Below are 13,185 nucleotides of genomic sequence, written 5' to 3'. Positions count from 1 at the left end.
CCCCCCCCCCAGCACCGCCGTATTTTTCAGGAAAAGGAATCCCTAGTAAGCCAAGTTCTCCTAGCTTTTTAAAAGTTTCATAGCGCATTTGCGAAGTTTCATCCACTTCTTTTGCATATGGCTTAATTTCTTTCTCTGCAAAATCCCTTACCATTTCCTTAAGCATTTGCTGTTCATTCGTTAATTCGAAATTCATGTTTTTTCCTCCTCATTTTAAAGACCGACCAGTTGGTCTAAACAGAGAATAGGTATGCTTCGAATTGGGATCATGTTGTACAGGTCTTTGTATTGGCTGTTCCAATTGAAATACCGACTAGTCGGTCTGTCCTTTGTTTTTTAATAGCCAGCTAGAATGATAGAGGCTGACTTTTGAGTAAATATGTGTTTACGGCTTTATCCTTCATGCCCTTCTCCGTTAAAAGTGAATGGAGAATCAAGTCATTAAAAACGAGTGCAATTTCATCTATTGACAGTGGACCTTCTTTGCTAAACCATTTGTATGTCCAATTAATCATCCCTATAATTGACATTGTCGAGATTTCAGCAGGAACTTCAGAGCGAAAGTCGCCATTTGCCTGCCCTTCCTTAATCACCTGATCAATTAATTTGCGGTATTCATCCCGTTTTTCATTAATTTTTTGATAAAAATCTCCGACTAAATAGGTGCTTTCCTGGTAAAAAACAGTAATGTGAGGTTTGTATAAATCAAATACTTTCGTAAAAGACTGAATGATGGCACATAAGCGAGAAACAGGTGTATCAAAATTATCATATGCTTCTCTGGCTTTATCGAGTACATAGGAGATAAAAATATCGTGGATGTGATAAAGCAATTCATCTTTCGATTTAAAATTGTGGTAAAACCCTCCCTTAGACGTCCCACACTCATCAACAATTTGGCCAACCGTCACTCCGTGGTAGCCATACTTTTCAAACAAAACGAGTGCAGTCTCAACAATCCTTTCCTTGAGTGGAAACTTCTTCATATACATCATCCTTTGAAAAATATAGTAACATAGCAGATTAGAAGTATCAATTGAAATTTCAGAAAAGGGTATAAAATTCAGAAAAGGAGTTTACCCACTATTGATTAATAGTTTCTTTTTCTCCATTATCGGTTATAATATAGGTAAATATTTCATAAATTAAAAAAGACCAAACATGCTATAACATGTCCGGTCCAGCAATAGACGGTTCCCTCAAAAGGGGATTGGCTATGTTAGGGGAGTAATCCACCTGAGCCACAAACTCAAGGGTGGATTATTTTTTATGGTTAAATGACAGTATGGTTACGATCAAACCTCTTCCTACTCCACACTATTTAGAAAAGTACGAATGACTTTCAAATATTCTTCCTCTTCCTCCAGATAAGGCATGTGTGCACTGTTCTGAAAGATATGAAGTTTTGCATTCGGAGTGAGCTTGCTAAAATATTCAGTTGATTGCGGGGTGGCTTCATCATAAAGGCCGCAAGTATATAGTGCCGGAATATCTATTTCATTCAAACGTGCAGTACAATCAAAGTTTTTCAGATTACCAGTCACATGGAATTCTGATGGTCCCCACATGATATTGTATACTTCCGGATTTTTATATTGTGCTCCATGTTTTAAAAATTCAGGCATCGGATCGAGACGGCACACAAACCTATTATTAAATTCGGCAGTAGCCTTTTTGTACGCCTCAGAATCGGTTGACCCATTTTCCTCACATTCCCTAAGAGTTGCCTGAATGTCATTTGGCAGTAGCATCCGATTTCGTTCCTGATCCTCTGCCCAAAGCGGTGCACTTAAACAAGGACTCGAAAAAATAACACTTTTAACTCCCACTGGCTGTGTTAATAAATAAGCAGCTGCTAATGTAGTCCCCCACGAATGGCCAAGAATATGCAGATGATCAAGTGAGAGGGCTTGTCTGATTTGCCCTAATTCTTCAACAAAACGTTCAATCGTCCATAACGATTTATCCTTAGGCCTATCAGATTTCCCACAGCCTAATTGGTCATATAAAATGACAGGACGCTCATCCGCCAGCACTTTTAATCCCTGTAAAGAATAATGTGAAGAGCCTGGGCCGCCGTGTAAAATTATCACTGGCGTTTTCTTTGATTCGCTATTATGCAGCTGATACCAGACCTTTCCACCCGAAACTTCAATAAATCCTTCTTGTACGTTCATATATTAGTTCCCCCATACACTTATTCAACAACTATATCATGCAAACCGATAATAGATTAACACAAATGTAGACAGGACAAAGATAAAGTTTAGAAATACAAAGATAAACTGATCGACTTTTGTATGATGCATTTTGATCGGAGGGTTGTAGAAGGACACCCCTTCAATAATAAAGACGATTAAGACAATATGAATCATAAAATGACCGATGATTTCAGTCATACCAAATAGCATCGTTGTCATGATAAATATAACAGTAACAACAAATCCTAAAACCCGATTCAAAATTCCGACCACTAATAAATATCCGACTACGAACTCAATAAAGGCGGCCATGACAATAAACGCATCCGGCGCAAAACCAAAAGTTGGAACATGGTGGTTGGCTACAATATCTAAAGACATCGTTGGGTATACCCACTTTTCAACTGCTACCCAGCAAAGGGATAAACCCGTTCCTAAATATAAGAATGGAAAACCAACATTCTCAAATTTCGTATTTCCTACTAATAAGACCCCAATAATCGCGACATAAAAACCGTAATCCAACATGTGAAAAATTCCATTTTCAATCGTTATGAAAACGAATAAGCCTAATAATAAAACAGCCCCAAGTTTTGTTGAGATATGATGTGGAATCAGCAATAATCCGATTATTCCCCAAACTAGGTAAATAGCGAATGAATGTTCAAGATGAAATTCTGGTGCAAACAAGGTGCCGTTTGTTACTTGGATGATTAAAGAAACAGCTGTACCGTATTTCAATATAAGCCTGCTATACTTCCTTAAACTAGACAGCTTATTATCAATTTTTTTGATCGTGTTCCATTCAGTTGTTTTTGGAATAATAATAGCCAGTAAGGCAAGCACAATGGCTGCTAAAATAGCTAAGGAGATAAATAATGGCGATAAAATATTTTCAATCGCTTCCTTCTGTGGAGCAACCTCTGTGAACCACTTTACATGTGCATGTGTAAAAAACGGAGAAGCAATAATGCCTAACGCTAAAAGAAGTTGAAATAGCCTTTTCATAATCAAATTCCCCTTCTCTATATAAACAATATGAATACATTAATAATATACCCCAAATATGTCTTTTGAGCATGTCTTAAAATCGTCTATTATGTGAAATGATTCACACAATAGAAAAAGGCATATAATTTTATCTTCATAACATCATTGCTTCACGAAAAAATACAATGGAAGGTGAATGCACTTTTTCCCTCACTATCATAGTTTCACTTTTGAAACAAAAAAATATTTGACAAATTTGTGAACAAAATGAATAATGTATGAAAAGGGGGATGAAAATAATGGATTCTAAGTTAAAGATACTAAATGCAGCTAAATCGGTCGGTTATACTGTTCTCACTATTGGTTTAGCTATATTCTTATATGGATTTTTCGTAAGCGATTACAGCATAATTACAGGGATCGGGATTGGAACAGTTATGGGGGCTATTTTTATCTTCCTAATAGGGGTATTTTTCGTTGCTACAGAAGAGATGAATGAGAAAACAGATAAAGGGATCAAGGTTTATTAATTAGTTTTAAATCAGACATAAACTTTGAAATAAAATGTAAAAGGAGCGTCAAAATAGACGCTCCTTTAGATGTATTAAGCCATATCCCAGATCAAGATTAGTAATGTACCGAAAACGGTAACTAATGCAATGGCAAATGCATAATAAATATTCGTATAAATAGAACCTTTGTCTCCTGTTTCGCCAGCGTGCATAAAGACAACGAGCTGAACGCCTGCTTGCACGAATGCTGTTATTAATAGAATGGTCATACCCATTGCAAAGGATAAATCAAAGAAATAAACAGCAAGAGCAACAGCAGTGAGAACTAACGAAAAGACAAAACCCATGACTTGTTTGCGCGGGAATAATTCGCTCATGTTTACATCAATCCTTTCAAGTAGACGAAGCTGAAGATGAAAATCCAAACAACGTCTAAGAAATGCCAGTAAAGTGAAAAGATGAACGCTTTATTGGTTGTTTTCGGTGTTAAGCCTTGTTTTTTCACTTGGAGAATGATGAATAATCCCCAGAATAAACCAAGCGTAACGTGCGCTCCATGTGTTCCTAATGTTGTTAATAAAGCCGCAGTAAAGGCACTCGTTTGTAGACCTGCCCCAATGTGAACATAGTGAACGAACTCATAAATCTCAACACCTAAGAAGGTAAGGCCTAGAATAAGTGTGATGGCAAAAAAGGTCATCATCGCTTTTTTGCGCCCAATGCGCATCGCATGAACACCAAGCCCAATCGTGAAACTGCTCGTTAAAAGCACGAATGTTTCAATTAGCACTGGAGCAATTTCAAAAATCTCTGCACCTGATGGCCCGCTTCCTGTCCGATCAACTAATGTGAAGTAGGTTGCAAATAGTGTGCCAAAGAGCATAATTTCAGCTCCAAGGAAAATCCAGAAGCCTAAAATATTCATTTGATTTTGTTCTGTACTATATTCAAGAGGAAGCGCGTGATCTATTTTCATTAGCTAGCACCTCGCAATTTTTTTTCTGTATCTTCAACTTCTTTAACGGAAATATAATGCCCATCATCTTGCTTAAATGAATTATAAGCCATACAAGCAAAAATACCGATTGTTGTAATAATTAATGGAATCCACATGCTAAATACAAATGAGAAGCCCCATACGAAGAAAATACTGCTCATAATAAACGGAACACCACTGCTATTTGGCATATGAATTTTTTCAATTTTATCTTTAAAAATTGGTGTACCTTTTTTCTTATGATCCCAGAATGGCTCAATTGAATCCACTTGCGGTGTCACAGCAAAGTTATAAGCTGGAACAGGAGTATGTGTAGCCCATTCAAGTGTACGAGCATTCCACGGATCCGCACTGATATCCCTTGAAGCATAGCGTGTGCTGTAATAAACGTTATAGACGATTAACGCGAAGCCAATTGCAAGTCCAATAGCTCCGACGAACGATAGCATATTTAGCAGTCCAAAGCCAGTTTCTTCAGAGTATGTGTACATACGGCGTGCTTGCCCATCCAAGCCCGTGAAGAACATCGGGAAGAACGTAACGTTAAAGCCGATCGCAATAAACCAGAATGCCCATTTGCCGATTCTTTCACTCAACATGAATCCGAACATTTTTGGCCACCAGTATGTGAGACCTGCAAGCATCGCAAATACGACACCAGGAATAATTGTATAGTGGAAGTGAGCGACTAAGAACATTGTATTATGGTATTGATAGTCGGCACTTGCCATCCCTAACATAACCCCAGTTACCCCACCGATTGTAAAGATCGGAATAAATCCTACTGAATAAAGCATCGGAACGGTAAATTCAATTTTCCCTTTATACATCGTTAAGAGCCAGTTGAAAATTTTAATTCCAGTTGGAATCGCAATCGCCATTGTCGTAATCGAGAAAATACTATTCGTTAATGGCCCCTGCCCCATTGTAAAGAAATGGTGTGTCCAAACTAAAAATGATAAAAACGAGATGATTACAATGGAAGCAACCATTGATTTGTAGCCATAAAGGTTTCTGCGTGCAAAAGTGGAAATCACTTCACTGTAAACTCCGAATGCCGGTAAAATTAATATATAAACCTCTGGATGTCCCCAAACCCAGAATAGGTTTGCCCAAAGCATATCCATTCCGCCATTTGTCGTTGTAAAGAAGTTTGCTCCAAATAGTCGATCCATTGTACCGAGCAGCAGTGCAACTGTTAGTACTGGGAATGCGAATACAACGATAACGTTCGCTATGAACGCAGTCCATGTAAACATAGGCATTTTCATTAAAGTCATGCCTGGTGCTCTCATTTTTAAAATTGTCGTGATAAAGTTAATCCCAGAAATCAATGTCCCGATCCCTGCAATCTGAATCGCTATCATATAATAGTTCGTACCGACAGATTGGCTGAAGTCATTTCCTGCTAGTGGGAAATAAGAAGTCCAGCCTGCATCAGGAGATCCCCCAATGACGAATGAGATGTTGAATAACATCGCACCCATAAAGAATAACCAGAAGCTTAGTGCATTTAGACGCGGGAATGCAACGTCACGAGCACCAATTTGTAAAGGAACAACGAAGTTCATTAAGGCATAAATAAATGGCATTGCCATAAAAATGATCATAACCACCCCATGGGTAGTAAATACTTCATTGTAATGCTGAGCATCAAGCAGCGTATTTTCAGGTACAGCCGTTTGTGCCCTCATCATAATCGCATCTACCCCACCACGGAAAAGCATGAGAAGCGCAGAGATTAAATACATAATACCGATCTTTTTATGATCAACCGTTGTCAACCATTCACGCCATAAATAACCCCATTTTTTAAAATAAGTTAAACCGGCGATGATCGCGATCACCGTAAGACCTATCGCTACCATTGATGCATAAATCGCTGGACTTGGATGAGGAATGGCAAATCGATCAAAGTAATCCATTTTTTTGACTCCTTTCGGGTAAAAATATTGACTAACAAATAATTGTTATCAAACTTTGAATCTATTAGTGATTGTTATGTTCGGAATGACTTTTGTTTGAATTATCATGTGAATCGCCTGCTTCATGTTTATCACCAGCATGTTGTCCTTCATTTGAATCGTTTGATCCATGATTATGTTCTGGAGCTGGACTGAATTCTAGATGAGTATTGCTAAAGGTTAATTGACCAAGGTGGCCTGGTTCGAGCAGTTTATCAAATTTTTCTTCTGTTAAAGGTTCTGCAGTCTCTTTCACTTCTTCTACCCATTTATCAAACTCTTCTTCAGGCATTGCTTTCACATTGAATGTATTTTCAGCGAACCCTTTTCCGCTAAAGTTTGAATTTCGTCCCATATATTCACCAGGAACATCAGCTGCCAAGTGCAACGTCGTGACCATGTCAGCCATCGCATATTTTTGTCCTCCAAGCTGCGGAATCCAGAAGGCTGTGATTGGTCCATGTGAGTAAAGCTTAAATTCCAACGCACGATCGGTTGGGATATATAAGTAGTTAACCGTTTCGATCCCTTCTTCTGGATAACTAAAATGCCATTTCCAGTTAGAAGTCGAAGCATAAACGACTAAAGGCTCCTTATCCTCATATCCCTTCGGAGTAGCTTCAACCTCATAAGTCGATTTAACAGTTACGATTGAAAGGAAAATGATAATGATAACAGGAATCCCTACACAGATTGCTTCAACAATTGGATTCCCTTCAATATGTGGAGGTTCGTAATCTTCCCGTTGTTTCGATGCACGATATTTTAATAGAACAAAGACTAACAGGGCAAAAACGGCAATGACAATGATCGCCATCATCGCAATCGATATCCAAATGACATTGGCTGTCGTTTCGGCTTGAGGTCCTTTTGGATCTAAAACCATTAGCGGTTCACAACCTGTTATCACTGTGATAATAGTAATAACCAAACATAAAAAAGCCCATTTTATTTTCATTGAGGGTGCCCCATCCTTTCATTTAAGCTTTGTAGCATGGTTTAAATGTTTTTTCTGTGATTTTTATCACAACTTACGACTATCTTATTCCGATAAAACATTTAAAACAATGAAATTGGCGGGATGTCACAAAATGTTCATGATATAAAAGCGAAATTATTCACAAATTGTTCAAAGATCACTAGCAACAAATATATTCATATAATAAATACTGGCATTGTATGAAATAAGTGGATGAATGAAAAAAGGACCGAACATGTAATAAATGTCCAGTCCATTGGATTAGGTTTCTTTTGTTAAGAGGGACCTCCCCTCTATACCCAAGACTCTGCTAATCTTTTAATTCCTTCTTCAATTTCTTCTAGTGATAGCCCCCCATATCCGAGAATCACCATGTGAGTTTTCGGTTTTTTTATAAATGATATGGATGCTGGGTAAATACGGACTCCCGTCTCTGCTGCTAGTTGAATGGCGCTTTCTTCTGTTAGGTAAGATGGCAGCTTTAGGACAATATGCAGACCTGAATTTTCTCCGATTACCTCAAAGTTCTTGGGAAGATTTTCTTCTATGGCTTGTAGTAATGCTTGATGTTTTTTCCGATAAGTGGTGCGCATTTTGGCAAGATGTCGATCAAAATAGCCTTCTTTCATAAAATCTGCTACTGCTAACTGTTCGATGCGAGACACAGTCGACTTTCTGTGTACGTTATATTTTTCAAAACTTTCAACTAAATGTTTTGGCAGAATCATATAGCTCATACGGATGGAAGGAATGAAAGATTTGGAAAAAGAACCAAAATTAATGACATGCTGAAGTTGATCAAGCTGTGCTAATGATGGAATTGGCAGCCCATTATAGCGAAATTCTGAGTCATATTCGTCTTCAATAATAAAGCTTATTTGGTCATTGGCCCATTTTAATAATCCCATTCGCCTTTCAAAGGACATAATCATTCCCAACGGAAACTGGTGGGCTGGTGTCGTATATAATAAATCTAATTTTCTACTAGGTATTGATACTCCGTACTCATCAACCTGAATGGGGATCATTTTTAAACCTAAATTTGTAAGTACAGCCTTTGCCCGAATAAAACCAGGCTCCTCCATGCCAACACTTATATGTAAGCCAAAAAACTGACATAGATCTTGTAGCTGCATTTGTGTTCCACTATAAAGAAATATCTGCCCTGGTTCACATTGAACTCCGCGAGAACGTCCCACATATTTTGATATTTCACTGCGCAGCGCCCACTCCCCCTGCCATGGACAACTCGATAAGCTTGCTTCATCAATGTACTGACGAATAAACCGTTTCCAAATATGATATGGAAAATGGGCCGTATCCACATGTCCTGAATTGAAATCAATGGGTAATTGATTATTCGGAGATATGGCTAGATCCTTATTTGGTGGTTTGATCGTTTTAGGCAGCCATTCCTGCTCAAAAGATGATACAAAATAGCCTGACCGCTCCCGGCTCATGATATAACCTTCCGCAAGTAATTGTTCATACCCTTCCCGAACGGTATGAATACTAACTCCCAGTTGAGCGGAAAGCTCGCGTTTGGAAGGAAGTTTACTATTAGCAGCTACTGTTTTATTAAGGATGGCTGTTTTTATTTGCTCATAAATTTGGATATACTTCGCCTTTCCATTCTCTAAATAAATTGGGAGTTCCATAAGTTCCTCCTTTTGGTATGTTCAATATTTTTCATTTTGGTTATTTTTATCATACCAAAATTTTATTTTAATGGAGGAAAGGAGTGATTAATTCGTGAAAAATATCCAAATAGAAAATGAGATTGTATGTTTAAAAGAAATGAACCTAAATGACCTTAACGGAATTTATGAAGCTTCACAGGATGAATTAATTTGGAAGCATATGACGCTGCAGATCGCAACTATAGATGATGCAGTGGAATTTGTTGAAAAAGCAATTAGCTTAAAAGAGCAAGGAACAGAATATCCCTTTGTCATTATCAATCAAAAAACAAAGCAAATCATCGGTTCGACTAGATTTTTAAATTTACATTTAGAACATAAACGCTTGGAAATCGGTTCCACTTGGCTAAATCCACAATATTGGCGTACGAAAGTCAATACAAATTGTAAGTATTTGCTGCTTGAATATTGCTTCGAAACTCTTGGCCTTCATCGCGTTCAATTGAAAACTGATCATGAGAATTTCCGATCACAAAAGGCGATTGAACGAATCGGCGGAAAAAAAGAAGGGATTCTGCGCAACCATATGATTCGCCCAGATGGCACCACCCGTCATACAGTCATGTATAGTATCACTCACGAAGAATGGCCTACTGTAAAAGAGCATCTTCAACAGTTGCTTGGATAGTTGACACTCGTTTTGGCGGAGATCCAGGTAAAACGAGCACTATGAAAGATTCATAACACGAGTTTTGGTGGAGCCATAGTTAAAAAGAGTACTATGAATGCTTCATAACACGCGTTTTGGTGGAGTTACAGTTAAAACAAGCACTATGAAGACTTTATAACACGCGTTTTAGTGAAGCCATAGTTAAAACGAGCACTATTAAAGATTCATAACACGCGTTTTGGTGGAGCCACAGTTAAAACGAGCACTATGAAGACTTTATAACACGCGTTTTGGTGAAGCTATAGTTAAAACGAGCACTATGAAGGATTCATAACACGCGTTTTAGTGGAGCTATAGTTAAAACGAGCACTATGAAAGATTCATAACACGCGTTTTGGTGAAGCCACAGTAAAAACGAGCACTATGAAAGATTCATAACACGTGTTTTGGTGAAGCCACAGTAAAAACGAGCACTATGTAAGCTTCATGACGTTAGATTAAGGCGAAGATCTATTTAGTACGAACACATGGGAAATTTTATTCCCAGACCTCTTTCAATGTATCTCTAAAAAGCTGATTAAGTTCCTTAGTTGGATTCGGAACATCCAGATGTGTCTTCCCTGCATATCCTTCGAGATGTTCAATTTCTTCCTGAATAAATGAATGGAGAAAATCAATGTTTAAATCGGTGCCCCACTCTTCTCCATTCATTTTGAATTGAATTATTTTCACAATTTCATCAGCCAGGTCTCCTGGAACAACAAGCGTTTCTAACAAAATATGAAAGTTAACGGGAGGTATGGTTTGAAACTTTTCAATCCATTTGGCTGCTAGAAGTGGTCTTAATACATTGATATACCTCTTAATTTTTCGTTCATTCCCTTGAATACAGTCACGGAAATTCCCTTTTGCCATCCTAACATAATGATTTACCCCGACCACAGGTGAAAATACTTTCTTTGCCATCAGCCGCATTTGTTCTATGGCTGAATAGGCTTGATAATAAACAGTACTTGAGTGAAGCCATTCAAAAAGAGACGGATTGGATTTTCTTAATAATCTCAGTGCCTTCGTGAGCTCCCACCCGCTTAAATCTAATTGATCATTAATCGGAATCGAAACAGCATCCCGATTTGGAACTTCTATCGTATCCCTCTGTTGATCAATGGTTAGATACCAATCCATCCGGTGTACATAAATGAAACGTACATCGTAGTCACTATTTTGGGATGGGAACCCCCAGGCACGGCTTCCCGCTTCACATGCGTAAAGGACCTTTATTTTATAATCCAATTCAAGCTGACGGATTACCTGCTGGATATGGTCTAACATTTGCGAGCCTCCGTTTCTTTCAAGAATTGAGTTTGTCTATTTCTTTTTTAGTATGACAATATCTATGTGACTTAAGCAAATAAAAGAGAGCATCCATTATCAATTAATTTATAAAAGTAAAAAAATTATATTGACATATTATTCTCTATTTGCTAAATTAACTGTAATAACAAAATCAGTGACGAGAAAGAGTACGATAAGCAGCCCTGTTCAACAGAGAATCGGTATTTGGTGAAAGCCGATGTTCAGAACTTATCCGAAAATCATCTCCGAGATGCAAAGCTGAAATCAGTAAGCTTTGACGGGTTTCCGCCGTTACCATGGATCACGTATGATTGTACGTTGACTGAGAGCCGTAATTTTTTGTATTTTTATTACGGAATAAGGGTGGTAACGCGAGCGATAACTCGTCCCTACTATAGGGACGAGTTTTTTTGTTATTCAATTATAAAAAAAGGAGAGAGTTTTAATGAAAAAGTTAGACACATTATTTATTGGCCTTATGTTATTTTCAATGTTTTTTGGAGCCGGAAACTTGATTTTCCCTCCTGTTCTTGGATCTCAATCGGGCACAGCCTTTTGGCTTGCGATGGCCGGCTTTATCTTAACATCTGTTGGTCTGCCGTTTGCTGTCCTTTTCGCCGTATCACTAGTTAAGGATGGAGCAACGACAATCGGAAATCGTGTACATCCAGTATTCAGCACTATTTTCATGGTTGCTGTCTATCTATCAATCGGGCCATTTCTTGCAATTCCAAGAAATGCCAATGTTGCCTACGAGATGGGCTTGAAACCATTTTTAAATGAATCATGGAACAACTCAGTTGTACTGCTTCTATTTTCAGTCGTGTTTTTCGCTTTAGTTTATGTAGTCAGCTTAAACCCTGCTAAAATGGAAAAATATATGGGTCGCTTTATCACGCCTGTACTGCTTCTATCAATGGTTGTTTTATGTACAATTGGATTTATGAAATTGGATGCACCACTTGGCACGCCAACTGCTGATTATCAAGCTGGCGCATTCTCTAAAGGATTTATTGAAGGGTATAATACGATGGATGCCCTTGCAGCGTTAGCATTCGGGATTGTTATTCTTAGCGCAATTAAGAAAAAAGGAATTTCAGACAGAAAACAATTAACTAGCTTTACTTTAAAGGCTGGAGTTATTGCCGGAGGATTGCTATCTCTTGTCTATGTAAGCATTGGATTAATCGGAGGAAAAATGACAGATGCTTCATCTTATGAAGCGGGAACAGACATTTTAACAGCTGCTTCTACCCTTTTATTAGGTTCAGGCGGTGTAGCATTACTTGGTCTGATCTTCACTTTAGCTTGTTTTACAACATGTGTTGGTTTAACAACTGCGTGCGGGCAATACTTTTCAAAGGTTATTCCGGCAGCTAGCTATAAAACACTCGTCTTAGCCGTAACAATTGTTGGATTTACACTTTCAAATCTTGGTTTAAATCAAATCCTTAAATTTTCAGTGCCATTCCTTGTAACGGCATACCCATTAACGATCGTGTTAGTGACCTTGACATTTTTCAATCGCTTCTTTAAAAATTCAAGAAAAGTATACAGCAGCACGGTGTTATTTACAGGGGTATTTGCCTTAATGGGTGGATTAAAAACATTTGGACTAGACTTAGGACCGTTAGAATCTGTTAGAGCAGTCCTTCCATTCTCCTCGGCTGGATTGGAATGGATCGTGCCGGCCATTGCTGGGGCAGTGATTGGAATTCTATTGAGCGGGTTTGATAGAAAAGTAGAAACGGCAAAAACCTTAGAAGTTAAAGGTTAATAATCTTTTTTTGTGCGAATAATATTTTTTAAGTTTAGATGCTTTGAAATATTGGAATTGGAAAATAAGCGAACAGTGACTGTCGCTTATTTTCATTTT

Annotated in this window: 13 protein-coding genes and 1 other annotated feature; of the genes, 3 read left to right on the top strand and 10 right to left on the bottom strand. The window is 38.1% G+C overall.

All coding sequences use genetic code 11. From position 1 onward, the window contains the following. From AR328_RS00170 to AR328_RS00155, 4 genes are all read right to left on the bottom strand, one after another. Positions 1-196 (bottom strand): acyl-CoA dehydrogenase family protein (locus AR328_RS00170; protein ID WP_197414390.1); only part of this gene is annotated, 196 nt, incomplete at its 3' end. A gap of 151 nt (positions 197-347) precedes the next feature. Continuing rightward, a complete protein-coding gene (locus tag AR328_RS00165) occupies positions 348-986 on the bottom strand; it encodes a TetR/AcrR family transcriptional regulator (RefSeq protein WP_066287570.1) in 639 nt (212 codons plus the stop codon). 321 nt (positions 987-1,307) lie between these two features. Beyond that, positions 1,308-2,177: a proline iminopeptidase-family hydrolase gene (locus tag AR328_RS00160; protein ID WP_066287567.1), complete on the bottom strand. Its 870-nt coding sequence runs from the start codon at positions 2,175-2,177 to the stop codon at positions 1,308-1,310. Between the two features lie 36 nt (positions 2,178-2,213). After that, the gene (locus tag AR328_RS00155) at positions 2,214-3,209 is read right to left on the bottom strand and encodes a hypothetical protein (protein WP_066287564.1); all 996 of its coding nucleotides are present in this window, start codon (positions 3,207-3,209) and stop codon (positions 2,214-2,216) included. 281 nt (positions 3,210-3,490) lie between these two features. On the opposite strand from AR328_RS00155, the gene AR328_RS00150 reads away from it, so the two are divergent. Beyond that, complete coding sequence (locus tag AR328_RS00150; protein ID WP_066287561.1) at positions 3,491-3,721, top strand: hypothetical protein; 231 nt, start codon at positions 3,491-3,493, stop codon at positions 3,719-3,721. 74 nt (positions 3,722-3,795) lie between these two features. Here the strand turns inward: AR328_RS00150 and qoxD are convergent, their stop codons facing one another. The 5 genes from qoxD to pdxR all read right to left on the bottom strand — a co-directional run bounded on the left by qoxD (position 3,796) and on the right by pdxR (position 9,301). Next, on the bottom strand, positions 3,796-4,080 hold the full coding sequence (gene qoxD, locus AR328_RS00145) for a cytochrome aa3 quinol oxidase subunit IV (protein WP_066287558.1): 285 nt from the start codon (positions 4,078-4,080) through the stop codon (positions 3,796-3,798). A 2-nt stretch (positions 4,081-4,082) separates the two neighbouring features. Then, on the bottom strand, positions 4,083-4,679 hold the full coding sequence (gene qoxC, locus AR328_RS00140; RefSeq protein WP_066287555.1) for a cytochrome aa3 quinol oxidase subunit III: 597 nt from the start codon (positions 4,677-4,679) through the stop codon (positions 4,083-4,085). Further along, positions 4,679-6,625 (bottom strand): cytochrome aa3 quinol oxidase subunit I, encoded by a 1,947-nt coding sequence (qoxB, locus tag AR328_RS00135; protein WP_066287552.1) that lies wholly within the window; start codon positions 6,623-6,625, stop codon positions 4,679-4,681. The genes qoxC and qoxB overlap by 1 nt, the downstream gene beginning before the upstream one ends. A 64-nt stretch (positions 6,626-6,689) precedes the next feature. After that, complete coding sequence (qoxA, locus tag AR328_RS00130; protein WP_066287550.1) at positions 6,690-7,622, bottom strand: cytochrome aa3 quinol oxidase subunit II; 933 nt, start codon at positions 7,620-7,622, stop codon at positions 6,690-6,692. A 314-nt stretch (positions 7,623-7,936) separates the two neighbouring features. Further along, positions 7,937-9,301: a MocR-like pyridoxine biosynthesis transcription factor PdxR gene (pdxR, locus tag AR328_RS00125; protein WP_066287548.1), complete on the bottom strand. Its 1,365-nt coding sequence runs from the start codon at positions 9,299-9,301 to the stop codon at positions 7,937-7,939. A gap of 94 nt (positions 9,302-9,395) precedes the next feature. On the opposite strand from pdxR, the gene AR328_RS00120 reads away from it, so the two are divergent. Then, positions 9,396-9,971 carry a GNAT family N-acetyltransferase gene (locus tag AR328_RS00120; RefSeq protein ID WP_082677083.1) on the top strand — a complete coding sequence of 192 codons (576 nt, stop codon included), beginning with the start codon at positions 9,396-9,398 and terminating at the stop codon, positions 9,969-9,971. A 519-nt stretch (positions 9,972-10,490) separates the two neighbouring features. Here the strand turns inward: AR328_RS00120 and AR328_RS00115 are convergent. Then, on the bottom strand, positions 10,491-11,285 hold the full coding sequence (locus AR328_RS00115) for a nucleotidyltransferase domain-containing protein (RefSeq protein WP_066287545.1): 795 nt from the start codon (positions 11,283-11,285) through the stop codon (positions 10,491-10,493). Positions 11,286-11,454: 169 nt separating this feature from the next. After that, positions 11,455-11,703, top strand: a binding site (T-box leader). Between the two features lie 51 nt (positions 11,704-11,754). On the opposite strand from AR328_RS00115, the gene brnQ reads away from it, so the two are divergent. Further along, on the top strand, positions 11,755-13,086 hold the full coding sequence (gene brnQ, locus AR328_RS00110; protein ID WP_066287536.1) for a branched-chain amino acid transport system II carrier protein: 1,332 nt from the start codon (positions 11,755-11,757) through the stop codon (positions 13,084-13,086). The last annotated feature ends 99 nt before the right edge of the window (positions 13,087-13,185 follow it).

The sequence above is a fragment of the Bacillus sp. FJAT-29937 genome (assembly GCF_001509555.1).
Taxonomy (GTDB): Bacteria; Bacillota; Bacilli; order Bacillales; family Cytobacillaceae; genus Cytobacillus.
Note: the sequence above shows the minus strand (reverse complement) of the source record. Positions and strands in the feature narration are given on the sequence as shown.